The 22,692-nt window shown below is 38.6% G+C and carries 24 protein-coding genes and 2 pseudogenes; 19 read left to right on the forward strand and 7 right to left on the reverse strand.

What is annotated here, in order from left to right; translation table 11 throughout:
• Positions 1–255: 255 nt before the first annotated feature.
• Positions 256–603, reverse strand: a complete 348-nt coding sequence (locus DSM106972_RS10135; protein WP_186538834.1) for a histidine triad nucleotide-binding protein — start codon at positions 601–603, stop codon at positions 256–258.
• Between the two features lie 94 nt (positions 604–697).
• Between DSM106972_RS10135 and DSM106972_RS10140 the strand changes: the two genes are divergently transcribed.
• The 5 genes from DSM106972_RS10140 to DSM106972_RS10155 all read left to right on the forward strand — a co-directional run bounded on the left by DSM106972_RS10140 (position 698) and on the right by DSM106972_RS10155 (position 4,646).
• Positions 698–2,227 (forward strand): YifB family Mg chelatase-like AAA ATPase, encoded by a 1,530-nt coding sequence (locus DSM106972_RS10140; RefSeq protein ID WP_127080586.1) that lies wholly within the window; start codon positions 698–700, stop codon positions 2,225–2,227.
• A 37-nt stretch (positions 2,228–2,264) separates the two neighbouring features.
• A complete protein-coding gene (locus DSM106972_RS10145) occupies positions 2,265–3,656 on the forward strand; it encodes a cytochrome P450 (RefSeq protein ID WP_411675297.1) in 1,392 nt (463 codons plus the stop codon).
• Between the two features lie 52 nt (positions 3,657–3,708).
• Positions 3,709–3,840: a hypothetical protein gene (locus DSM106972_RS54825; RefSeq protein WP_255666604.1), complete on the forward strand. Its 132-nt coding sequence runs from the start codon at positions 3,709–3,711 to the stop codon at positions 3,838–3,840.
• Between the two features lie 162 nt (positions 3,841–4,002).
• On the forward strand, positions 4,003–4,242 hold the full coding sequence (locus tag DSM106972_RS10150) for a DUF2281 domain-containing protein (protein WP_127080587.1): 240 nt from the start codon (positions 4,003–4,005) through the stop codon (positions 4,240–4,242).
• Positions 4,242–4,646 (forward strand): type II toxin-antitoxin system VapC family toxin, encoded by a 405-nt coding sequence (locus tag DSM106972_RS10155; protein WP_127080588.1) that lies wholly within the window; start codon positions 4,242–4,244, stop codon positions 4,644–4,646. The genes DSM106972_RS10150 and DSM106972_RS10155 overlap by 1 nt, the downstream gene beginning before the upstream one ends.
• A gap of 146 nt (positions 4,647–4,792) precedes the next feature.
• Here DSM106972_RS10155 and DSM106972_RS10160 read toward each other — a convergent pair whose 3' ends face one another.
• The gene (locus tag DSM106972_RS10160) at positions 4,793–6,202 is read right to left on the reverse strand and encodes a 1-acyl-sn-glycerol-3-phosphate acyltransferase (RefSeq protein ID WP_127080589.1); all 1,410 of its coding nucleotides are present in this window, start codon (positions 6,200–6,202) and stop codon (positions 4,793–4,795) included.
• Positions 6,203–6,434: 232 nt separating this feature from the next.
• On the opposite strand from DSM106972_RS10160, the gene DSM106972_RS10165 reads away from it, so the two are divergent.
• Entirely contained in the window at positions 6,435–6,917 is a 483-nt protein-coding gene (locus DSM106972_RS10165; protein WP_127080590.1) for a gluconokinase, read from the forward strand.
• Positions 6,918–6,932: 15 nt separating this feature from the next.
• On the opposite strand, the gene DSM106972_RS10170 is transcribed toward DSM106972_RS10165, so the two are convergent.
• Together DSM106972_RS10170 and DSM106972_RS10175 are read right to left on the reverse strand one after the other, a co-directional pair.
• The gene (locus DSM106972_RS10170; RefSeq protein ID WP_127080591.1) at positions 6,933–7,322 is read right to left on the reverse strand and encodes a (2Fe-2S) ferredoxin domain-containing protein; all 390 of its coding nucleotides are present in this window, start codon (positions 7,320–7,322) and stop codon (positions 6,933–6,935) included.
• Between the two features lie 266 nt (positions 7,323–7,588).
• Positions 7,589–8,566, reverse strand: a complete 978-nt coding sequence (locus DSM106972_RS10175; RefSeq protein WP_127080592.1) for a carbohydrate kinase family protein — start codon at positions 8,564–8,566, stop codon at positions 7,589–7,591.
• A gap of 359 nt (positions 8,567–8,925) precedes the next feature.
• Here DSM106972_RS10175 and pedR point away from each other — a divergent pair, with 359 nt between their 5' ends.
• The 7 genes and pseudogenes from pedR (at position 8,926) to DSM106972_RS10210 (ending at position 14,723) form a co-directional block, all read left to right on the forward strand.
• Positions 8,926–9,195 (forward strand): photosynthetic electron transport-dependent transcriptional regulator PedR, encoded by a 270-nt coding sequence (pedR, locus tag DSM106972_RS10180; RefSeq protein ID WP_127080593.1) that lies wholly within the window; start codon positions 8,926–8,928, stop codon positions 9,193–9,195.
• 454 nt (positions 9,196–9,649) lie between these two features.
• Positions 9,650–10,312, forward strand: coding sequence for a DUF6391 domain-containing protein (locus DSM106972_RS10185; RefSeq protein ID WP_127080594.1), 663 nt, complete (start codon positions 9,650–9,652; stop codon positions 10,310–10,312).
• The gene (locus tag DSM106972_RS10190; RefSeq protein ID WP_127080595.1) at positions 10,300–10,707 is read left to right on the forward strand and encodes a ribosomal maturation YjgA family protein; all 408 of its coding nucleotides are present in this window, start codon (positions 10,300–10,302) and stop codon (positions 10,705–10,707) included. Before DSM106972_RS10185 ends, DSM106972_RS10190 begins: the two co-directional genes overlap by 13 nt.
• Before the next feature lie 17 nt (positions 10,708–10,724).
• Positions 10,725–11,717 carry a glycosyltransferase gene (locus DSM106972_RS10195; RefSeq protein ID WP_127080596.1) on the forward strand — a complete coding sequence of 331 codons (993 nt, stop codon included), beginning with the start codon at positions 10,725–10,727 and terminating at the stop codon, positions 11,715–11,717.
• Between the two features lie 101 nt (positions 11,718–11,818).
• Positions 11,819–11,968: pseudogene (locus DSM106972_RS10200) on the forward strand (NAD-dependent epimerase/dehydratase family protein); the annotation flags it as partial.
• Between the two features lie 143 nt (positions 11,969–12,111).
• The gene (locus DSM106972_RS10205; RefSeq protein ID WP_127080817.1) at positions 12,112–13,299 is read left to right on the forward strand and encodes a serine/threonine protein kinase; all 1,188 of its coding nucleotides are present in this window, start codon (positions 12,112–12,114) and stop codon (positions 13,297–13,299) included.
• A 35-nt stretch (positions 13,300–13,334) separates the two neighbouring features.
• Entirely contained in the window at positions 13,335–14,723 is a 1,389-nt protein-coding gene (locus DSM106972_RS10210) for a serine/threonine protein kinase (protein ID WP_127080597.1), read from the forward strand.
• A gap of 30 nt (positions 14,724–14,753) precedes the next feature.
• On the opposite strand, the gene ccmS is transcribed toward DSM106972_RS10210, so the two are convergent.
• The 3 genes and pseudogenes from ccmS to DSM106972_RS10225 form a co-directional block, all read right to left on the reverse strand.
• Positions 14,754–15,179, reverse strand: a complete 426-nt coding sequence (gene ccmS, locus DSM106972_RS10215; RefSeq protein ID WP_127080598.1) for a beta-carboxysome assembly chaperone CcmS — start codon at positions 15,177–15,179, stop codon at positions 14,754–14,756.
• A 59-nt stretch (positions 15,180–15,238) separates the two neighbouring features.
• Positions 15,239–15,388 carry an ABC transporter ATP-binding protein gene (locus tag DSM106972_RS53290; RefSeq protein ID WP_127080599.1) on the reverse strand — a complete coding sequence of 50 codons (150 nt, stop codon included), beginning with the start codon at positions 15,386–15,388 and terminating at the stop codon, positions 15,239–15,241.
• A 2-nt stretch (positions 15,389–15,390) separates the two neighbouring features.
• Positions 15,391–15,688 (reverse strand): annotated as a pseudogene (locus DSM106972_RS10225) (ABC transporter); the annotation flags it as partial.
• Positions 15,689–15,780: 92 nt separating this feature from the next.
• Between DSM106972_RS10225 and DSM106972_RS10230 the strand changes: the two are divergent.
• The 6 genes from DSM106972_RS10230 to DSM106972_RS10250 all read left to right on the forward strand — a co-directional run bounded on the left by DSM106972_RS10230 (position 15,781) and on the right by DSM106972_RS10250 (position 22,661).
• Positions 15,781–16,626 carry a prohibitin family protein gene (locus DSM106972_RS10230; protein WP_019495456.1) on the forward strand — a complete coding sequence of 282 codons (846 nt, stop codon included), beginning with the start codon at positions 15,781–15,783 and terminating at the stop codon, positions 16,624–16,626.
• A 70-nt stretch (positions 16,627–16,696) separates the two neighbouring features.
• On the forward strand, positions 16,697–17,113 hold the full coding sequence (locus tag DSM106972_RS10235) for a DUF1824 family protein (protein ID WP_019495455.1): 417 nt from the start codon (positions 16,697–16,699) through the stop codon (positions 17,111–17,113).
• A gap of 91 nt (positions 17,114–17,204) precedes the next feature.
• Entirely contained in the window at positions 17,205–19,133 is a 1,929-nt protein-coding gene (locus DSM106972_RS10240; protein ID WP_127080600.1) for an ABC-F family ATP-binding cassette domain-containing protein, read from the forward strand.
• Between the two features lie 222 nt (positions 19,134–19,355).
• The gene (locus DSM106972_RS53295; protein WP_233787878.1) at positions 19,356–19,520 is read left to right on the forward strand and encodes a hypothetical protein; all 165 of its coding nucleotides are present in this window, start codon (positions 19,356–19,358) and stop codon (positions 19,518–19,520) included.
• Between the two features lie 197 nt (positions 19,521–19,717).
• Entirely contained in the window at positions 19,718–20,296 is a 579-nt protein-coding gene (locus DSM106972_RS10245; protein ID WP_127080818.1) for a Uma2 family endonuclease, read from the forward strand.
• A gap of 253 nt (positions 20,297–20,549) precedes the next feature.
• Positions 20,550–22,661, forward strand: a complete 2,112-nt coding sequence (locus tag DSM106972_RS10250) for a sensor histidine kinase (protein ID WP_233787879.1) — start codon at positions 20,550–20,552, stop codon at positions 22,659–22,661.
• Positions 22,662–22,692 lie beyond the last annotated feature (31 nt).

The raw sequence follows: 22,692 nt of genomic DNA on the forward strand, positions 1-22,692 counted from the left end.
AATTTAAGCGAGTCGTTTGACTTGCTTAATAACTAAGTTAAATCTTTTATTGAGTTTTGTAAAGGTATTTAACTTAACATTTTGTTATATATGAGTGAGTATTTATATAGTTTACATTATGAAATGTAAATAAATTGGTTAAATATTTTACGTGTATAAAAATGTAGAGACGCGACATGTCGCGTCTCTACAAAAATCGGCGCCTTCTATAAAAACCTTACACAGCAATGATTCCAGCACATTAACTATTGATGCTCAACCTGGTGGCCAGCCCAGCGGGCGCCCACCTAATATATGGAGGTGCATATGGAAAACCGTTTGACCACCATCGTTGCCAGTATTAATCACAACTCGATAGCCGTTAGTAAGTTTTTCATTTTCGGCAACTTTCTTAACAGTCTGTAACAAATGACCGAGAAGTTCGGTGTCATCGCTTTGAGCATCGGAGAGCTTGGGTATAGGTTTTTTGGGAATTACAAGGATATGTACAGGCGCCTGTGGGTTAACATCTCTAAAAGCAAGCGCTAAATCATCCTCATAAACAATGTCCGCAGGTATTTCGCGTCGAATAATCTTGCCAAAAATCGTATCTTGGTTGGTCATGTGTAATTTAATGATTTGGTAAACCATTTGTCATTCGCCAATTTCCAATGATAAGACAAAGGAATATTGCTATAACAAAAGGCCATAAATATAAATGCTTGCAAGGGTTTGGAGTGCTTCTGTAGTTGGAATTGATGCTGTAAAAGTGGGTGTAGAGGTAGATGTTTCAGGGGGATTACCTGGAATAATTATTTTAGGCTTACCAGATGCTGCGGTATTAGAGGGAAAAGAAAGAGTCAGAGCAACATTAAAAAACGCTGGGTTTGGATTTCCGACTAAAAAGATTGTAATTAATTTGTCCCCTGCTGATTTACGTAAGGAGGGGCCTAGTTTTGATTTACCCATTAGCGTGGGGATTTTAGCTGCATCCGAACAAGTCGGTGCTGCAAAACTAGGTGATTATTTATTCTTAGGTGAAGTTAGTCTTGATGGGAGCTTGCGTCCAGTTGCGGGAGTATTACCAATAGCAGCATCTGCACACAGTATGGGCATAACAGGTTTAGTTGTACCAGCAGATAACGCTCAAGAAGCAGCAGCAGTTGATGGATTAAAAGTTTATGGTTTTCATAATTTGCTGGAAGTTACAGATTTCTTAAATAACCCATCTCGCTACAAACCTGTACAAGCTACACATAATATAGAAGCATTCGCAGCTTCGGACGTTGATTTAATTGATTTAAAAGATATAAAAGGACAAGCTCATGCACGACGAGCGCTAGAAATTGCCGCAGCAGGAGGACATAATCTTATATTTGTGGGGCCACCAGGAAGTGGAAAAACCATGCTCGCACGACGTTTACCCGGTATTTTACCACCACTAGATTTTGCTGAATCATTAGAAGTAACCCGCATTCATTCAGTTGCGGGTATGTTAAAAAATCGTGGAACATTAGTAAGAGAGCGTCCTTTTAGAAGTCCACATCATTCAGCTTCGGGTCCCTCCTTGGTGGGTGGTGGTAACTATCCTCGTCCTGGAGAAATTTCTCTAGCTCATACTGGTGTGCTTTTTCTCGACGAATTAACAGAATTCAAACGCGACGTATTGGAATTTTTACGTCAACCACTTGAAGATGGTTATGTCGCAATATCTAGAGCAAAGCAGTCGGTAAACTTTCCAGCGCAGTTTACATTAGTGGCAAGTACAAACCCATGTCCATGCGGATATTACGGTGATGTAATTCAACAATGCTGCTGTACACCCCGAAAACGTGAAGATTACTGGGCAAAACTTTCGGGGCCACTAATGGATAGAATTGACTTACAAGTAGCAGTCAACCGATTAAAAGCAGAAGAAATTACCCAGCAACCCACAGGTGAATGTTCTTTAGAAATACGTAAAAGAGTTATCAAAGCGCGCGACATAGCAACCCACAGATTTAAAAAAGAGCAAAATATACGCTGTAACGCGCAAATGCAAAGTCGTCATTTACAAAAACATTGTAAACTCGACGACTCAAGCAAAAGACTACTAGAAGGCGCCATTCAAAAGTTAAGTTTATCAGCAAGAGCCAGCGACCGCATTCTCAAAGTCGCACGTACCATAGCAGACCTAGCAGGAGACGAGCAATTAAAACCGCACCACGTAGCAGAAGCCATCCAGTACCGCACAATAGATAGAATGTAGGTTGGGTGTAGGCTTTACGTAACCCAACAATCTTATGATGAATCAACAAATGAAACCACTTAACCCCATAAAATCACCTGCATTTCTTCAAAAACTACAATGGGTCGCCAATCCTGTAGGATACATGGAAAATGCGGTTCTTGAATATCCAGATATTTTTAGCGCTAATATTTTTAACTCTGAGAATAAACTTGTATTCGTTAACCACCCTCAAGCTATCCAAGAAATTCTAACTAATGACCGAAAGAAATTCAGTGCCCCAGGAGAATATAACGGTATATTAAAACCTATAATTGGCGATTATTCGGTGATTATGCTTGATGGTGAAAATCATCGCAAACGGCGCCAGTTAGTAATGCCATCATTTCATGGTGAGCGAATGAAAGCATATGGCGATTTAATTGTTAATCTGACCAAAAAAGTGATGGACTCAATTGCATTGAACCAGCATTTTTTGGCACGGTCGGCAATGCAAGAAATATCAATGCAAGTTATTCTTCAGTCAGTTTTTGGCTTGTATGACGGTACACGCTGCCAGCAACTCAAAGATTTAATGGGAAAAATGTCAGAAATTTTTAAATCCCCTTTTTCCTCAAGCTTCCTATTTTTCCCTTTTCTACAAAAAGATTTAGGCGCCGCAAGTCCTTGGGGTAGTTTTTTACGTCAGCGCTCCTCAGTTGACCAATTAATATATGCTGAAATTGCCGAACGCCGAGAAAACCCAGACCCAAACCGGATTGATATTTTATCATTATTAATGTCCGCGCGCGATGAACAGGGACAAGGTTTAACTGATAAAGAATTACGCGACGAATTAATGACGCTGTTATTTGCTGGGCATGAGACAACAGCCACCGCAATGGCATGGAGTTTATACTGGAGTCAACATGTACCTGAAACTAGCGAAAAAATCCTCAATGAGATTAATACGTTAGGTGATAATAATGACCCAGTAAGTCTTTCTAAATTACCTTATTTAACAGCATTCTGTAACGAGACATTACGAATTAATCCAGTTGCAATGCTGACATTTCCGCGTGTTGCCCAAGAACAAGTAGAAATTTTAGGGTATCAAATAGAACCTCAAACTATTATAATGGGCTGCATATATCTTGTACATCATCGTGAAGAATTATACCCCCAGTCAAAACAATTTAAACCAGAGCGTTTTCTAGAACGTCAGTTTTCCCCCTATGAATTCATGCCTTTTGGTGGTGGTGTACGTCGCTGTCTGGGTGAAGCTTTAGCTATATTCGAGATGAAATTGGTTATCGCTACAATTTTGTCTAATTACCAATTATCACTCGTTGACTCAAAACCAGAAATTCCCCGTCGTCGTGGTGTAACTCTGGCGCCTGCAAAGGGAGTCAAAATGGTTATAACAGGAAAACGCGCGCGTCAAGAACGAGTAATGGTTACTACTGCGTAATTTCTACTAATATAGATATATTACTTCACATTAGTTAACAAAAGTCAAAGTTATGCAGTCTGACCGTCAAAAGAAAATCATGGAACACTTAAGCCGCAGTAAGGGTGATTTTATCAACCCCAAGCTTGACTCAGCTTCTCGTAAGCAGCAAATTATGGATCATGTCCGGTTAAGTAAAGGTTAGGCAACGGATGAGAGCGGATGTAACGGATAAAAGAATCAACTATTCGTTACATCCGTTTATGATTCTTTGCTAAGGCGCCTTGGTTCGTACCCATACATTCTCAGGGCGATTTTTAGTAATATTTTTTAGTAATATATTTATATTATCGTAGGTGAACCTAGTATGAGTCCAGAACAAGAGTTATTAGAAAAGTGGCGTTCTCTCCCTGAAAATAAACAAGAAGAAGTACTAGATTTTGTGGACTATCTTCATTTGAAAAATTCAGCAACGAAACCTCCATTAGGTGAACGTCTACGAAAAATTCGTGAAAAGATTGTTGCTTCAGGTAAACCTTTATTAGATGAGGATGAAATAGAAAGAGAACTTGCTAGTCGTAGAGGTGGATTACAAAGTAGAGAATAATGAGCATAGCTTATATTGATTCAGGGGTATTATTGAGTGCTACAGATGGCACGAGTAGAATTGCTGAGAAAGCTTTACAAGTTTTGGGGGATTCAAATCGTAAGTTTGCTTCAAGTCAATTTGTTAAGTTGGAAGTAATTCCTAAAGCTGTTTATAACAAGCAAACAGAAGAATCTGAATTTTATGAAGAATTTTTTAGTGATGTTACTTATTGGGCACGGGATTTAGAACAAGTAGTTCAAGATGCTTATAATATTGGCTGTAACTACGGTTTAGCTGCAATGGATGCTTTACATATTGCAGCAGCACTGTCAGTTGATGCGGATGAGTTTATAACTACTGAGAAGCCAACAAAGCCGATGTTTAGGGTTACAAGCATTAGAGTCACTTCTATTTTTAGTTAATGTTGTATGGTGGAACCAGTTAATAACCCAACAAAGCCTAAATTGTTGTTGGGTTGGTTAGCAACGGATAAAGCGGATGTAACGGATGACTTATTCGTAAAACAAAGTTTAGTTAATTAAAGTAACTTATCCGTTACATCCGTTTATCATCCGTTGCTAATCATGGTTTGTAAAGCTTTGTGTAGGTCTTGGGTTAGTTCGGTGACGGTTTTTCTGGCTGACTGACGGTCTTGTTTGTAGCTTTGCCAATATTGGGTTACCGAAATTGGTGTGCCAACTTTTACTGTTGACTGGCGCCAACCTAAGTTAGGGCGCCCAGGAAATGTGTCATCCTGGAGACGTGACATCATGTCATATATTAATAGTGTTGTTTCAGCGAAGCGCTCAAATGTTGGTTTATCTTTTATGTATGTGGCTGTAACAGCGACAAAACTCTCTACCAAACGCATATGCTGCAAGCGTTTTGCTGCTTCTGTTGCTGCCCAGTCAGCAAGTCCGCGCGTAAGTGGGGTTAAAGTATCTAAAGAAGGTAAATCTTCGCGGTAAATATAACTCCAACCAGCTTCTTCTAAACGACGACAGCGGTCTATAAAGTTTCCTTGCGGTTGTAAACCGAAGTGTTGCTCGCTAACACGCAAGGCTATATCCTGCAAACGGTGAAGACGAGCAATGATAATTTGGTTAGCTTCTGCTTCTGAGTCTAAGTCAATTGGCACAAGGGTTTGATGATAAAAACGTTGATAAAAATCTTCTATTTCTGAAAGTATTTTTTCAGCAAGACGCAGTATGCGCTGGTAATAAATTTCTTCGCGCTTCAATGAAGAGTCTACTGCGGACTCAAGTCCACTCATCGCTTCTAATTTACTCAACAGCCAATCAAGCTTTTTCCAAGGTGGGTTAGGGTAACTGTATTGAATGGTAATGGGGACTATAAATACTTCTTCCGAACGATTGGCTTTTTGTAAATCTTCTACACACCAAAATCCTAGCTGGGCAACACCAGGTTCTAACGGACTAACTTTACCACTGTGTCCATTAGTGGCGCCTTCTGGGGCAACAGATATGGGTATATTACTGTTGAGAAATAATTCGCGCGCTGTTTGTAAACCAGTTTTATCAACTCGTTTACCGCGACGAATAGGGAATCCACCTAAAAACGAGAAAAATTCTCCCAACCAGTTACCTGCCCATATCGTCATCCCTCGTTCGTAGATAAAGTGGCTATGAACAGGTTCTTTTAATTTAATTCCATGCTGACGCGCGCTCTTGGGAACACCGCGCGAGATTAAATAAAGCATTGATAGCGGGTCATCGACTTCAGGATGACGAAATGCCATCAAGAAACGAACTTTACCCGCTTGGAACTGTTCGTATAGTTTAGCTAATTCCAAAGCGTTCTCGGTTTCAACTCGAATGATCTTCGCAGGTAGCCAGCGTCGAAGACGAAAGCGCAATAGTATGGGTAATGACCATTGAACAATCTGGAGGAAAAATCGATTGAAACGTGGGGCTATAAATTTTAATGGCGGTTGAACGCTTTTAATTTCTTCAGACAAGGCTATTCTCCAGATTTAGTCAATCTTGCCTACTGACCCAAAGATATAAAAGTATACATTACTTTGGCTTCTTTGACGCAGTAGCTTGCTCTAAACATCTCTAATTTTAGAATTTTGCCTGAATTTTTGCTTGAACGCCAAAATTAAGAGCGAAAAATAGGCTTAAAAAAATTGCTGAACGGTTACAGGCTAGTTTAGTTACACTATATTTAGTGAAGCCATCACGAGAAAAATGATAATTATTGTCATGGGTGTATCAGGTTCGGGCAAATCAACGATTGGTAAACAGCTAGCGGATTCGTTAGGCTATGAATTTCACGATGCCGATGATTATCATCCTCAATTCAATGTCAGTAAAATGCAGCAAGGTATTCCGCTTACAGATGCAGATAGAATACCTTGGTTAGAAATATTGCAAGCTTTAATTCATAAATGGTTATTAGAACACCGTTCGACAGTACTAGCTTGTTCAGCATTAAAAGCTACTTATCGTCAATATCTTAACGGCAACGATGAGATTCAACTAGTTTATCTCAATGGCTCATTTGAAACTATTGAAGCACGATTGAGACGGCGCCAAAATCATTTTATGTCATCTGGTCTTCTTCAAAGCCAATTTGAAGCGCTCGAAGAACCAGTAAACAGCATCAAGGTAGATATCTCATCTTCCCCCGAAATTATTGTTCAGCAAATACGCGCGCAGTTAAAAATTTAAGTTAATAATTAATACTTATTTAGTGGTAGAAATCTGACATCGTTTTAGTGGTTGACCTTTGACAAAGTGACTTTCAACAATGGCGCCGACATCTTCAGGAGTTAGATGACCATATACATAACGCTTCGGAAATAGCAATCGTCTAAGTTTTACCTGTAGTTTAGTAGGTAGCCAAGAAAACTCGTTTCGATTAGGCTGATAAACCATTGCGACTGCTCCAGTTTCACAATGATCTAGGCACCCAGAACGACGAACTTCAACGCGCTTATGCAACATTCGTGTTTGAATTTCATCTTGAAACGTTTGGTAAACATCCAGCCCACCTGCATTACAACAACACCCTTCCTCTGCATTCTCTGGGCGCCGTTTAGTACAAACAAAAACACGGTATTGAGGTGAATCCATAACGTTTTGCTCTTCAACAGTTATTACTCGTATGGTAAGAGCAAATATTCGTATTGCCAACTCACTTTTGATCTTGGTGCTTCAATGCCTAAATAAAGGTCAACAATGTATAAAAAGTATAAGTTTAAAGGTGAATGAATCTGTATTTGTTAAAGAAGTTGGGCGTCTTGAGTAATATATAAAAAAACTCTTGTGGGATGCAAGTCCCCTTGCGTCCCTTAAATGTGGCAAATATTTATGTTGGGTTCATGACGCCTCCACCCAACCTACGATATTTGGGAGGCGAGGAATGCTTCTACTTCGGCGAGAGTGGGTTGGGAAGCAATGGCGCCAGGTTTCAAGGTAGTTAATGCACCAACTGCACTTGCATATCGTACAATTCCACGAGCGGTTTCTTTATCTTTAAGACTTGGAATACCGTGAGTTAATAGTTGATGAATAAAGCCAGCTAGAAAACTGTCTCCGGCGCCTGTTGTGTCAACTACGGGTACTGAAAAAGAAGGTAATTTGCCTTCGTTTTCATCTAAGCAGTATGCACAACCGTTTTCACCGTCTGTTACTAACACACCTTCAACTGAGTCGAGACGATAGTTAATTGCACCTGCATCGCTGGTATCAAATAACCATTCTGCTTCTTCTTTAGCAAGCTTAACAAAATCTACTTTTTTAAAGATTTTACGAATTATATCTGGTGCTATTGCTGGATTATGCCAAAATACTGGGCGCCAGTTCACGTCAAGAATAATTTTCATGTCGTATTTTTCCGCCAAGTCCAAAGCGTGATGTACAGCTTTGCCGCTTTCGGGATAGGCTAACTCTAAAGTGCCTAAAACTAAAATATCTGCTGCTTCAAATAATGATGGTGGTAATTCTTTTGCGTTGAAGCGTGTATCCGCAAACTCGCTAGTGTCGTAATTACCGAACCCCGCAAAAGTCCGGTCGCCGCTTAAACTTCTTGTTACATAAACTTGCCGCGTTGGCGCCGACTCAGACCGTTGTAAACCAGTTGTGTCAACCCCAACATCATTTAAAAGCTTTACTAATTCATTACCTGGTTGATCTTCACCCACACAACCAACGAAACCCGCAGGTATTCCCAACTTGACTAACGCACAAGCAACATTAGCTGGCGCCCCCCCTGGATAGGGAGTCCATGACTCAACTGAAGAGAGGTCACGTCCTAGTTGGTCAGCTAAGAGGTCAAATAAAACTTCGCCGAGACACAATACACGGGGATTACTCATGCGCTCCTGTCCGTTTCTTTAGAAGGACAATTCCATCTAGAAAATTTACAACTAAAAATTTACAATAATTTTGACCCACGGTCGGCAGTTGTTCACACAAATCTACAAGAACTTTTATTACTGATTTCACTTTGTATGAATTAAAAACAACATTTCACCTTTGAATGCGCTGGTATTTTCTTCATATATAGCGTATAATAAAAAACTAAGTAACACAAAAATGTGCTACGGCTAACTGGCCAATTAAAGAATTCTTTATTATCGTATTACCGCTAACAGTTGAAACACCGACTAGACAAAGAATCTTCTAGAATGAGAAAGAGCGATTGAGTACATATACTAGGAGGATTCAGTAAAACATGGCTAGTGGCGAGTCACAAACCCCTGTAAGTCTTTCAGACAGAGAACTGCAAATTATCGACTTAGTAGCCGCTGGCTTAACTAACCAAGATATTGCAGGCAAGCTTGAAATTAGCAAGCGCACAGTTGATAACCACATCAGCAACATTCTTACCAAAACGCAAACCGATAACCGTGTCGCGCTTGTGCGTTGGGCAATGCGCTGGGGCAAAGTTTGCCTAAATGATGTGAACTGTTGTACTTTGCCAAACCCAAACCAACCTGATTGAATACATATTCGCTTCTTTCAACTTTTAAACACGACTCAGCAATTATGGCTGGTTGCTGTCCGTTCTCCTCACGTCGCAGCTTGTGTGTCAACCAGTCAGAAAGCAACTTCAATTTCTCTCTTCTTGGTTATACGTAGCTTTTGGCGAACAGGTGTTGCATTATTACGCTATCTCCGTAAAAAACACAGACAACTTCAAACCTGCTAACATTCGCGCGCAAGCGCACTCTCTATACAGACCGGAGTTTAAAAGCTTCGGTCTAATTTTTTCCCAAATCTTTAGAAACCCGGTTTCTTGTTCGATAGCTTGTAATAGAAACGACAATTTTGCATAGAAACCGGGTTTCTTTGTTTCTCAGCAAAACTCAATAAAAATTTGTAGTTATTTGATTGATACAAGAGTTAAATTAAAAATATCTTCAATACTCCATTAATTCTAAGAGGGCGGTGTTTTAATGAATACCTCTGTTCCTGTACAGGGTAACTCCAATTCCCTTGATTTTGTAAATCTTGATTTGTTGGATTTTATTACTCCTCAGCCTAACCAAGATAAGGAGTTGCTTGCACTGCTGCATTTTGTACCTGGCTTAAAAGAAATTTTGATGTTACGTCAGGTTCATGCACTTGAACACGCTACTGTGTGGCTTTTGAGTCAACCCCGTTCTTCCCGGTTTATTTCGCTGCTACCTCGTAATTTTCAGGTAGATAACGAATCACTTGGAGGATTATCTACCGAACAAGGCTTTTTTCTCTACGGTGATGTTAATATCAGTGATTTACGTCGCGCTGTTACCAACGGTCTTCAACGTTTAAAAGACGGTGAGTGGAATTTAGCTGTTCATCCTCGGTGTGGTACTAATGTATCGACATCAATGTTACTGACTGCGGGATGTGCAGTAGGAATGCATTTAATTATGCCACGCGGATTAATCGAACAGTTGTTTGGGTTGGGAATAGCTACCACTCTTGCTGGTGAGTTGGCGCCTTATGTCGGCGCTTTAGCACAGCGTTACTTAACGACATCTGTACCTTTTAATCTCAGTATCGAGAGTATTACCAAAACTAGGGATATGTGGGGACGTGAAGCGCATTTCGTGAAGGTTCAATGGCAAAGTTAGAAAGAAATTTTTTTAGGTATCGTGTAGCGCTACTTATTAGCATTATATTTATTGTGCCACTGGGTTATTTTGTACGCTTTGCACAAGGATTTGGATATCCTGAACTGTATGATTTTTTGGGGAGCGTTGCTTATGAGATATTTTGGATTTTATTAGTTGGTTTTGTTTATCCGAAAGCTTCTCCTTTATGGACTGCGGTTGGAGTTTGTGTTGCTACTTGTGGAATAGAGTTTTTACAGCTAGTGAAATCTCCTTTTCTTGAAGCTGCACGCGCGACGTTGCTAGGGAGGCTTGTTTTGGGTAATACTTTTGTTTGGTCTGATTTTATTTCTTATTTTTTTGGTAGCTTTGCTGGGTGGTTTTGGATGCGCTGGTTAGTTAAAATTCGTAAGTGAACCCGCCCATACAAAATATGCGAAAACTTTATTTTTTGTTGCCTGGTACGGATGCTAAATTTACTTGTGGTGGTTTGTTTGCGGAACTGAAGACGCTTAGTATTGCTCAAAATATTTGTGATGCGGAGGTTGTTACTTACCGTCAACGCGAACCTAATAAGCTTTTTTTGGATGATGTTCTTAAAGCATCTAGTCTTGAGGATGTTATTTTTGTTGTTAGTTGGGGATTTGATGTTCCTAAACTGGCGCCTTCTTTAAAGTCTCATAACGTTATATATCATGCTCATAGTGCGGGTTACGGATTTAAGCTTCCGGCGAGTATTCCAATTATCACCGTTAGCCGTAATACAATGGGGTACTGGGGACAGTTGGCGCCTAACTCTCTAATTTACTACTTACCAAATCAAATTAGCGACGAATTTACAAATTTAGATATAACGCGCGATATTGATGTACTAGTACAAGCGCGTAAATCTTCAAGTTACTTAATAAAAGATTTAATCCCAGCTTTACAAGAAAAATGTAATGTGTATATCGTTGAATCTTTTGTAAAAGATTTGACAAGTTTGTTTAATCGGGCAAAAGTATATTTATACGACTCGGCAGAATATTGGGCACTCCAAGGTGTTACCGAAGGTTTTGGCTTACAACCACTTGAAGCAATGGCTTGTGGATGTCATGTTTTTTCTAGTCTAAATAATGGACTCTCTGATTTTTTAGACCCAGGATTTAATTGCTATAAAATTGCCGGATATTCTAAAGAGTATGACATGGAACGTATATTAAAGGTAACTGCGACTGAGCAACCCTTTAATTTATCTCAAGATTTCTTGACTGAATACCGATTAGATAATATTACCAGGCGCCTGCAAGTAATTCTCAGTGAGTTAAACGAATTCTTTGACCATAAACAAAAATACCCTGGCAATATCCCAGATTTTAGTAATATTCGCCTAACTCAGCTAAAAATACAGCAAGTATTAAGCAAAGTTAAAAAAAAGCTGAAATAATTAGAAACCAGAAACCCGGTTTCTTTACTGAAATATTGTAATAAAAATAAAGATTTGACGTAGAAACCGGGTTTCTAGAATATTACACTCAGGTAAAACGAATGAGTTATCGGTTGCTGGTTACTGGTAGTGCTGGGTTTATTGGCGCCAATTTTGTGAACCATTGGTTCACAAATTATCCTAATGACCGAGTGGTGGTGTTGGATGCTTTGACGTATGCTGGCAACCGTAGTAATTTGGCGCAATGGGAAATATAAGAAGGTTTAAGCTTAACAGTACAATTGTATATTAGTAATCGTGATTGGTAGAAATCGTTACTTTCTGACGTTTTTTAATATTGTAGCTAACATAGTAGTACTGATACGCTCCACCCGCAGTTGCTCGCTTTATAATGATGCTGCAAGTAGAACAAGTATTACAAGACCGTTACCAGTTACAACGCTTACTAGGTAATAACGGTATCCGTCAAACTTGGTTGGCCAAAGATTTACAAGCTGCTGATGTTGACTCACGAGTTGTAGTCAAATTATTAGCGTTTGGAGGCGCCATACAGTGGGATGATTTAAAGTTGTTTGAACGCGAAGCGCAAATACTCAAGCAACTAAAGCATCCTAGAATTCCTCAATATATAGACTATTTCTGTGTTGACGACCGCAGCTTATGGTTCGGTTTGATTGAACAGTATATACCTGGGGAGTCTCTGAAAGAAAAACTTGCTACTTGTCATCGGTTTAGTGAAAAGCAAGTACGTAAGATAGCTGTTGATGTTTTAAATATTTTAATTTATCTACATGAGTTAAATCCCTTGGTGCTGCATCGCGATGTTAAACCCAGTAATTTGATATTGGGTGAAGATAATCGTGTATATTTAGTCGATTTCGGCGCCGTTCAAGATAAAGCAGCTTCATCTGGTGTTACTTTTACCGTTGTCGGAACATACGGTTATGCACCAATGGAACAATTTGGTGGTAAAGCTGTTCCTGCATCAGATTTATATGCATTGGGTGCAACTTTAATTCATTTGTTAACTGGTATGTCACCTGCGGAGTTACCCCAAAGGTCATTAAGAATTGAGTTTAGTCATTTGGTTAATGTAACTCCTGAATTTAAGGAATGGTTACAAAAGTTAACTGAACCTGCACCAGAAGACCGTTTTGCAACTGCCGCACTTGCATTAAAAACTTTAAAAGAAGGTGCTTCTTTAAAAGTAGTAAAACCGTCACACATACAACAAGTACCAGATATTAATAACTCTGGATGTGGAATTAATAGTACGGCGCCTGTTCCTGAAGAAGTTTTAGGATGGAATTGGGGCGCCTTTTTAATGCCTTATTTATGGCCGTTTACAAATAAAGTCTGGGTAGGTTTATTATATTTTGTGCCCTCAATCGGAATTCTTATGACTGTTGTTCTTGGCGCCAAAGGTAATGAATGGGCATGGAAAAGTAGACGTTGGCGCAGTATTGACCATTTTAAACGTCATCAACGCGGTTGGGCAATTGCAGGACTTTTTGTGGGAGCGCCTATCAGTTTAATGATTTGGTGGCTTGCTATGATGATAATTTCAGGTTTTTTTAATTAGAAATCTATAATTTATATTTTTAGTAATTTAATGAAATGCTCCAACCAGAACAAATAATCCAAAATCGTTATAAACTTGAGCGTCAACTTGGTAATAATGCAGCGCGTCAAACTTGGTTGGCAACATATTTAAGTGTTGATGATGGCAAAGATTCACATGTAGTCGTGAAGTTGCTTGCTTTTGGCGGTACAGTTCAATGGGATGATTTAAAGTTATTTGAACGTGAAGCTCAGATTCTTAAGCATCTTGAACATGCAAAAATTCCCAAGTATATAGATTATTTTTCCATTGATGACCGGGTGCTATGGTTTGGACTCGTCGAAGAGTATATTCCTGGTAATTCTTTGAAAGACTTGTTAGTGCAAGGTAAAAGATTTACAGAGAAAGAAGTACATAAAATTGCCACCGAAGTCTTAAATATCTTAATATATTTACATAATTTAAATCCGGCTGTTTTACATCGAGATATTAAGCCGAGTAATTTAATTTTAGGAGAAGATAAAGAGATTTATTTAGTTGATTTTGGCGCCGTTCAAGATAAAGCAGCAAAAGAAGGTGTTACCTTTACTGTTGTCGGAACATATGGTTATGCACCAATGGAACAGTTTGGAGGTAAAGCTGTACCTGCTTCTGACTTATATGGACTAGGTGCAACTATTATTCATTTGTTAACAGGTATTCCTCCTGCTGATTTGCCTGTTCGTGATTTAAAAATACAATTTCACGATAAGGTTAATATAAATGATAATTTTTTAGCTTGGATAGAAAAAGTATTAGAACCATCAGTAGAAAGACGCTTAAGTAATGCCACTGAAGCATTAAAAGCACTTGAATCTAATAGTTTGAGTAACAAAGCTGCAAGCAATATTTTCCAACCCTTTCGCAAACCTAATTATAGTTTAGTCAAAATCAAAAAAACTTTTAATAAATTAAACATAGTTCTTCCTAGAAAAGAAATAGATAACATTAGAGTCATTGCTTTAATAGTTAAGTACTTAATCATATCAGGATTTGGGCTAGCCTTTTTTTCTCTGTCAGGAATAGGACTAGTAACAGGAATGTTACCCACACTTGGAATTACTGTTCCCCTGCTTTTAATTTGGCTAGCAGCTATAGACCAGTGTATAATTTCAGACTTTGCTAATCACAGAATATGTTTTAATGAAGATGATTTTCGGATAGAACTATGGATATTTACGTTTCGCCGCAGTATAAAAAGTGGCAAAATTAGAGATATTAGAGACGTATTTCAAAGTATTATCCGTTTAGGCAAAGAAGATAACCTTCAGCTTGAAAGTCATCAAGAAAAGGAAATGATTACTATTCAAACCGTAAATAAACGATTCTCATTCGGTATTGGACTAAGTGCCCAAGAATGTTTATGGATAGCGCAGGAAATTAAAGACTGGTTACGTGGAAGGTAGAGACTAAACATGTAACGTCTTTATATAACATCAAGATAAACAGGCGCCGAGTTTTGTTTCTAACTCTTCTATGAGTGTATCAACATCTTTACCTAGTTGCTCAAAACTTTGAGGTGGCGCCGTTTCTGGTTCAAAATAAATAAGTTTAACTTGGTCTTTACCAATACCTATCATCAAAACTTCCACTTCGGGTTTATGGTGCTTAATAAGTCCTAAAATTTCTTGAAGTCGATTCTCTACTCTGTCGTTTAAGCTTTCAACTGCTGTCGGTGGACAGTATACAAAGTGCGGTGTAGGCTGTAAATCTATGCCTATGGTTCCTTGACTGTTACCATTTTCTAGCCATAGTCCCCATGACAAAGCCGCTAGCTCTATTTTATGGTCTTTAACGAATTTGTCTAGCCGATGGCGCCATTCGTTTTCTGGAGATGAAGGTTGAGATGACGTAGTAAACATAATTTAGCTCCTGACTGTTTTGGCAAGGTAACTTTTAAAGATTGGCGCCGCCCATTATTTTAAACCACTAATGAGACGTTCTTGATAATTGGGAATCTATTTTTGTAAGCAAAAGTAATATTGTTTAACTCAACTTCTCCTCTGACCTTTTCGGGAGATATGCGTGTATCTCCTGTATGAATCGTGATAGGAGTATCTAATAAATCCATAATACCGACTCTAATACCCAGACAATCACTGTAAAAAACGCTAAAATAAGGAACTGTCCGAATATATCGGTAATTCCCAAACGTGCGATGACTGAATCTTGCTTTTTGACCACCACATCAACTGCCGTACCAATTAGTACAGGTGGCGCCAAATCGAAAACTTTGTTTAAAACCGAACAAATGGCTGCTTGCCAGATTTGTTTGCGATAATGAATATCGTAACTTGACAAGCGCGCTTTGTGGATGTACTGAACCAGTGCGAGTATTGGATACCCTAAAATTTTTTGATAGCGTAACCACAGCTATTTTTTGAAGTGTGAATTATATTTTACTACGTTTGCCTTAATAGAACGCAAACGAGTATAGATAACGGAAATAAAAGGAGAGGAGAATTGAAAAATACGCAATCTACCAGTTGGCAAAGCGCTGCACTAGGTATAGCACTAGGTATAATTGTACTGTTGAGCTTAAATTCCTTTATCATAATAAATCCTGGACAAGCAGGGGTGATTAGTATATTAGGTAAAGCGACAGATGGAGCATTACTGGAGGGAATTCACGTTAAACCACCTTTTATTTCAGTGGTAGATGTATATGATTTGACGGTGCAAAAATTTGAAGTGCCTGCCGAAAGTTCAACGAAGGATTTGCAAACGCTGTCCGCAAGATTTGCGATTAATTTTCAAATAGATTCCTCAGAAGTAGTACAAATACGTAGAACACAGGGTACTCTAGAGAACATAGTAGCAAAGATTATTGCACCACAGACTCAGGAATCATTTAAAATAGCAGCAGCACGCAGAACAGTAGAAGAAGCTATCACCCGGCGAACTGAACTTAAGGATGACTTTGATTTAGCATTAAGCCAACGATTAGATAAATATGGAATAATTGTCTTAGACACCAGCGTCGTAGACTTAACATTCTCTCCTGAATTCGCAAGAGCCGTAGAAGAGAAGCAAATTGCCGAACAGCGGGCACAACGAGCGGTCTATATAGCTAGAGAAGCAGAACAAGAAGCTCAAGCAGAAATTAATCGTGCCAAAGGTAAAGCCGAAGCTCAAAGACTTTTAGCTGAAACATTAAAAGCTCAAGGAGGACAGTTAGTGTTACAAAAGGAGGCAATTGAAGCATGGAAGACTGGTGGCGCCCAAATGCCAAAAGTTCTTGTTATGGGGAACGATAAGACTAGCAGTGTGCCATTTCTATTTAACGTAGGTAACATCCAATCACCTTAAAGTGAAATAAAACACGAAGAGTAACGCGCTATCTCACCAACAAAGCACACAACTAGCAACCAGCAGGTATATGACAAGTCAAAACCAAACCAATCTCACACTTCAAGACGCAAAAAAAATCCTAAACAAATTCAATTGCGTCGATATTGCTCCGATAGTTAAGAGTTCTGAAAAAGCTTTAGTTCGTAAAGCAATACTAGCTTTTGCTAGACTTTCAGATTACCAAATCTTAGGTATTTGTGCCGATACAGCCGAAGAAGGTTTGGCAGCGATGAAAGGTTACTCCTTGGCATTCGGCTATGAGCCACCTAGCAATTTGCCTATTATCGAGGGACCTGTTTACATCAAATTAAACGGCAAAAATGGTTTGTGCTACCTTGATTCATATTCAGGACACCATCGCGGCGTTTTAGTATCGTGCCAGTCCCACACCCAAAGCGGAATTAATGAAATGTATGGTCACCTACCCCTAGACCTATTTGATTAATCTTAATCTTGTGGACTCTCTTGTGGAGCCTCTTGTGGAGCGGGCATCCCTGCCCGCCTAAATATAAAAATTTGCCCAATATTTATCAGTTATGAGTCTCGTTACATTACAATCAGTCAAAAAAGATTTTGGCATTAAAGAAATCTTAAAAGAAGCTAGTTTTAGCGTTGATGCGAACGATAAAGTTGGTTTAATTGGTACAAATGGTTCGGGAAAATCAACATTATTAAAAATGATAGCTGGTATCGAGTCAATCGATGCTGGACAAATCATAACTAACTCCGGCGCCAAAGTTATATATTTACCACAGCAACCCGACGTTGATGAAAGTCGTACTGTTATTGAGCAGGTTTTTGCTGACAGTGGTGAGCAAATGACCTTAGTACGCGAGTATGAAGAAATCTCAGAGAAATTAGCGCATTATCCAGAAGATAGTCAGTTGATGTCACGTTTATCGAGCGTTATGCAGCGAATGGACACAACAGGCGCCTGGGAATTAGAGACAAATGCTAAAATTATTCTCACCAAGTTAGGTATCACTGACTTTAATGTAAAAGTTGGTACATTATCTGGAGGTTATCGTAAGCGGATAGCATTAGCAACAGCTTTACTTGCCGAACCAGATTTACTATTAATGGACGAGCCAACTAACCATTTAGATGCACTTTCGGTAGAATGGTTACAAAGTTATTTAAATCGATACCGTGGCGCCTTATTATTAATTACTCACGATAGATATTTTCTGGATAAAGTCACAAATCGAATTATTGAAATAGACAGAGGCGATATTTATACTTATTCTGGTAATTACTCATATTACCTAGAAAAAAAAGCTGCTGCTGAAGACTCTGCCGCAAGTACACAACGTAAATTCCAAGGTGTATTACGACGCGAGTTAGAATGGTTAAAGCGTGGACCAAAAGCACGCAGTACGAAACAAAAAGCGCGTATTCAACGTGTTGAAGCAATGCGCGAAACCGAATTTAAACAAGGAATTGGCAAAGTTGAAATTTCTACCGTTAGTAGACGCATCGGTAAAAAAGTTATTGAGCTAGAGCATGTTTCTAAAGCATATAACGAGCGAACACTAATCAAAGACTTTACCTACGAATTTAGTCCTGAAGATCGTATTGGTATAATTGGTGGAAACGGCGCCGGCAAATCCACTTTAATGAATATTATCACCGGAAAAGTACAACCTGATTCAGGTAAGGTAGATATTGGCGCCACAATTCATATAGGGTATTTCGACCAACATTCCGATGACTTACTAGCAGCACTCAACGATTCGCAGCGTGTAATTGATTACATCAAAGAAGAAGGAGAGTTCATCAAAATATCTGATGGAACTCAAATTAGTGCTTCCCAAATGTTAGAACGATTCTTATTCCCAGGTAATCAACAATATGCACCAATAAGTAAACTATCAGGAGGAGAAAAAAGGCGCCTATTTTTGCTGCGTATACTAATTAGCGCACCAAACGTATTAATACTAGACGAACCGACAAACGATTTAGACGTACAAACACTAGCAATACTAGAAGAATACCTAGAAGACTTTACAGGCAGTGTAATCGTAGTATCGCACGACCGTTATTTTCTAGACCGCACCGTAGACACAATTTTTGCCTTAGAAGAAGGTGGAAATATTCGTCAATACCCAGGTAACTACTCTGTATACCTCGACTATAAAGCACAAGAGGAAGCACAACAAACATCGGAAGTCAAAGAAAAACCTAAAAGCACCTCAGCAGAAACAAAAGAAATAAAAACATCGGCGCCATCAGAAACATCCAAAAAGCGTAGACTATCAACATGGGAAAAACGAGAATTTGACTCTCTCGAAGGAAAAATAGCAAAATTAGAAACCGAAAAAGCCGAAACCGAAAAAGCAATGGGTAATGTACCAGCAGGAAACTACACCCAAGTACAAAAATTATACGACCAAGTAGAAGAAATCAAACGCGCAATCGACAAAGCCACAGAACGCTGGATGGAGCTAGCAGAAATCGAATCGTAGGTTGGGTGGGGGAACGGAACCCAACACCCAACACAACATTCGCGCAGAAAATCTCATGTGGCGCCTCCAAACTAAAATTAGAATAATCTTTTACTGGGGGATATAATAAACAAACCCCAGTAAAAAACAAAATAAAAATCATAACCACCAGTAAAAACAGCCCCAGTAATTCAAATAAATACTGTATACAGATGTATAAAAATTAATTCTCCATATTGTGGAATGGGCATCTTGCCCGTTCCATTACAAGGGCGGGCAATGATGCCCACCCCACAAGAAAATTTTGAATATTTTATTACTTGGAAGTCCCTAATCACTAACTTGACTAATAAAGATGTAGTGGCGCCTGAACCTGAAGTTAAAATCATGTTTTACTGGGGGATATAATAAACAAACCCCAGTAAAAAATAACATAAAAATCATAACCACCAGTAAAACAGCCCCAGTAATTCAAATAAACAAGCTTATCAAATCTCTGTAGTAAAAAAAAACTATATCATTGCACAGGCTAGAAGCCTATGCTACAACTTACCAATTTTGCAACAGTCTGCGAAAATAAAAGTACAGTCTTCTTCCAAGTGACTATGACACAGCTTCAAACAAAGCGCTTTACCATAGAAGAGTATCATCGTTTAACACAGCTTGGTTTTCTGACAGAAGGAGACAGGGTAGAGTTGATACGAGGAGAACTTATACAAATGGCAGCGAAAGGAACTCCTCATTCAGTTTGTAATACAAAATTAATCAGAGAGTTAGAAAAACTACTCTGTGAAACAGCAGTTGTACGCTGTCAAGAACCAGTAACGCTTTATCCTAATAGCGAACCAGAACCAGATGCAGTAATTGTCAGAGGACAACCCGATGACTATTTAGTAAACCATCCTCAACCAGAGGATATTTTTCTTTTAATCGAGGTTTCCGACTCAACTTTGAAATACGACCAAACCGAAAAGTTATCTTTATACGCAGAAAACCAAATACAGAATTATTGGATTTTGAATTTGGTAACATACGAACTTGAACGCTACAGTCAACCATATCGAGATACTCAGGGTAAGTATAATTACCGGAATAAACAAATTTCGTTAACGACTGAAACAGTCTTGCTCCCAGGTTTTGCTAATTTGTCATTAAATTTAAATAGTGTGTTTCCAAGTATTTAACAATTTCTCTTAATTCCTACTAGTGGTTCATCCATTTGGGTGAATACATTTGCCCTGGTTAGAATTTAATCTAAGTAATAGGGGTGAGGACTAAGGACAACAGGGATGAGTAAATGTGAAAAGAGATTAATGATTTGTGTTATGAGCAGATAAATAAGGGATATTCATAATAGGGTTCTTTTATAATAAACTTGTACTCAGGCGCCTTTCGATTCGTTTCCCTAGTTCTTAGTCCTAACCTCTTTATATAGTAATGGTTCACAGAGTGAATGAAACTGCAAAAGTACAAATGCACACTCGCATTAATGGATTATCGTTACTAGAGAAAATTACAGCTAGTTTGCCTGGGGTAATTTTCACGTGTATTCAACGTCCTGATAACTCGAATGTAATAACCTATATCAGTTCGGGTTGTCAAGAACTATTTGAATTAAAACCAGAAACTGTGCAAGCAAACTTTTTGGTTTTGCTTAATCTCATTCATCCAGAGAATGTTCAGACTTTTACAGAATCATTTTTAGTATCAAGCAATACTCTGTCTCCTTTGTATTGGGAAGGTCGAATTGTCACCGCAAGCAACAAAAGTAAGTGGGTACAAGTCACTTCTCACCCAAGTAAACAAGCAAACGGGGATATTTATTGGGAAGGTTTGGTTATGGATATTACAACTCGCAAATTAGCGGAGGAAAATTTGCGTGTCAGTGAAGCACGATATAAAGCGATTTTAAATGCTATTCCTGATTTGATTTTTAGAATAAATGCCAATGGTGAGTATATAGACTTTAAAGGAGAAGGGGCAAACATTACAATTCCTCGTGAGCAAATTATTGGTAAAAACCTATGGGATTTATTACCACAGGATGTTGCCAACAGTAGTTATGCTGCAATTCATAAAGCTTTAGCATCAAGAAGCGTACAAACTTGTGAGTACAAATTGCTTACACCAATAGGTTTACGCGATTATGAAGCACGCTTAGTAGTTAGTGGACACGAAGAAATTTTAGCAATCGTCAGGGATATAACCGAACGTAAACAAGCAGAAGCGCAATTACATATAAGTGTATCGCGTAATCGCTTGCTAGCAGAAACCTTGGCAAGAATTCGCAAGTCCCTTCATCTCGATGAAATTCTACAAACGACTGTCACCGAAGTGCGGAAATTTCTTCAAGCAGACCGAGTGTTTATTGCGTTGCATGAAAATAAAAATCAAAACAACGCACAGTGTAGAGTTTTAGCTGAGTCAGTAAATCCGTGTTATCCAGCGGTATTAGATTGGAAAGACGATAATCCTGACGAGTGTTTATTTAACGAGCTAAAAACTTCATTATTAATAAATAACGTTCGCGTTGTCGAAGATATTACAAAAATCGAAGCATCTGCGAGTTTGAAAGGATTATATCAGGCATTTCATACGCAGGCAACATTAGCGGTGCCAGTTATTCTGGGTGATGAATTATTTGGTGTATTAATTGCAAATCAATGTTCCAGTCCTCGTTATTGGCAACCAGTAGAAATAGATTTACTTCAACAAATATCTGAACAGTTAGCAATTGCTATCCAACAAGCCAAACTTTATCAAGAACTTGCACAGCTTAACTTTAACCTAGAAGGGCAAGTTGAGGAAAGAACTGTTCAATTACAGCAAAAAGTCCAGGAAATTCAAGAGCTAAGTCGTATTAAAGATGTTGTATTAGATACAGTGTCTCATGATTTACGTACTTCAGTAATGGGTAATTTGATGGTACTTAATAACTTGCTCAAAGCAGATAGAGAAATTCCTAGTTCTATAATTGAACGCATGATTCAAGGTAATGAACGACAGCTAGGAATGATTAATTCTTTATTAGAAATCAATTCTAGTGATGCAAAAGATATGATAATGCATCAGGAAATAGTAAATTTTACTACATTGATTGAAGCAATACTTCAAGACTCAACGTCATTACTGACTCGTTATCAAGCACAATTAGTTACACAGTTAAAAAACTTAGACCGTAAAAATTCTGTTATAGTAAAAGCCGACCAAGAATTATTACGTAAAGTATTTGTATCTTTCTTAACTTATAGCTGCCAAAATAATCCACCCGGACTAAATTTTAGTATAAAAGCTAAGATGGATGGAGATAAAATTCGATGCATAATTCAAGATTCGGGGGTGGGGATGAACAAATCGGAGTGCGATAGTTTCTTTGATTTACACGTGCGTGACCCACAAAACCGTTTATCAACGAGTCTGTGTTTGAAACTATATATGTGTCGGCAAATTATTAAAGCACACGGTGGTGATATTGGTGTAAATTCTAATCGCAAACAAGGAGTAACTTATTGGTTTACACTACCCATCCAACAAACGATAACCTCGTAAGGGCGGGTTAACCCATAACATACAATAGTAC

The organism is Dulcicalothrix desertica PCC 7102, from assembly GCF_003991905.1.
GTDB classification, from domain to species: Bacteria; Cyanobacteriota; Cyanobacteriia; order Cyanobacteriales; family Nostocaceae; genus Dulcicalothrix; species Dulcicalothrix desertica.

Bases quoted from the DNA above. Each gene is read 5' to 3' on its own strand.
- DSM106972_RS10140 (WP_127080586.1), top strand. From the start codon at position 698: ATGCTTGCAAGGGTTTGGAGTGCTTCTGTAGTTGGAATTGATGCTGTA.
- DSM106972_RS53290 (WP_127080599.1), bottom strand. From the start codon at position 15,388: ATGGATTTATTAGATACTCCTATCACGATTCATACAGGAGATACACGC.
- DSM106972_RS10150 (WP_127080587.1), top strand. From the start codon at position 4,003: ATGAGTCCAGAACAAGAGTTATTAGAAAAGTGGCGTTCTCTCCCTGAA.
- DSM106972_RS10145 (WP_411675297.1), top strand. From the start codon at position 2,265: ATGAATCAACAAATGAAACCACTTAACCCCATAAAATCACCTGCATTT.
- DSM106972_RS10175 (WP_127080592.1), bottom strand. From the start codon at position 8,566: ATGAGTAATCCCCGTGTATTGTGTCTCGGCGAAGTTTTATTTGACCTC.
- DSM106972_RS10245 (WP_127080818.1), top strand. From the start codon at position 19,718: ATGACACAGCTTCAAACAAAGCGCTTTACCATAGAAGAGTATCATCGT.
- ccmS (WP_127080598.1), bottom strand. From the start codon at position 15,179: ATGTTTACTACGTCATCTCAACCTTCATCTCCAGAAAACGAATGGCGC.
- DSM106972_RS10170 (WP_127080591.1), bottom strand. From the start codon at position 7,322: ATGGATTCACCTCAATACCGTGTTTTTGTTTGTACTAAACGGCGCCCA.
- DSM106972_RS54825 (WP_255666604.1), top strand. From the start codon at position 3,709: ATGCAGTCTGACCGTCAAAAGAAAATCATGGAACACTTAAGCCGCAGT.
- DSM106972_RS10195 (WP_127080596.1), top strand. From the start codon at position 10,725: ATGCGAAAACTTTATTTTTTGTTGCCTGGTACGGATGCTAAATTTACT.
- DSM106972_RS10240 (WP_127080600.1), top strand. From the start codon at position 17,205: ATGAGTCTCGTTACATTACAATCAGTCAAAAAAGATTTTGGCATTAAA.
- DSM106972_RS10205 (WP_127080817.1), top strand. From the start codon at position 12,112: ATGCTGCAAGTAGAACAAGTATTACAAGACCGTTACCAGTTACAACGC.
- DSM106972_RS10135 (WP_186538834.1), bottom strand. From the start codon at position 603: ATGACCAACCAAGATACGATTTTTGGCAAGATTATTCGACGCGAAATA.
- DSM106972_RS10235 (WP_019495455.1), top strand. From the start codon at position 16,697: ATGACAAGTCAAAACCAAACCAATCTCACACTTCAAGACGCAAAAAAA.
- DSM106972_RS10250 (WP_233787879.1), top strand. From the start codon at position 20,550: ATGGTTCACAGAGTGAATGAAACTGCAAAAGTACAAATGCACACTCGC.
- DSM106972_RS10155 (WP_127080588.1), top strand. From the start codon at position 4,242: ATGAGCATAGCTTATATTGATTCAGGGGTATTATTGAGTGCTACAGAT.
- DSM106972_RS53295 (WP_233787878.1), top strand. From the start codon at position 19,356: ATGGGCATCTTGCCCGTTCCATTACAAGGGCGGGCAATGATGCCCACC.
- pedR (WP_127080593.1), top strand. From the start codon at position 8,926: ATGGCTAGTGGCGAGTCACAAACCCCTGTAAGTCTTTCAGACAGAGAA.
- DSM106972_RS10190 (WP_127080595.1), top strand. From the start codon at position 10,300: ATGGCAAAGTTAGAAAGAAATTTTTTTAGGTATCGTGTAGCGCTACTT.
- DSM106972_RS10165 (WP_127080590.1), top strand. From the start codon at position 6,435: ATGATAATTATTGTCATGGGTGTATCAGGTTCGGGCAAATCAACGATT.
- DSM106972_RS10210 (WP_127080597.1), top strand. From the start codon at position 13,335: ATGCTCCAACCAGAACAAATAATCCAAAATCGTTATAAACTTGAGCGT.
- DSM106972_RS10185 (WP_127080594.1), top strand. From the start codon at position 9,650: ATGAATACCTCTGTTCCTGTACAGGGTAACTCCAATTCCCTTGATTTT.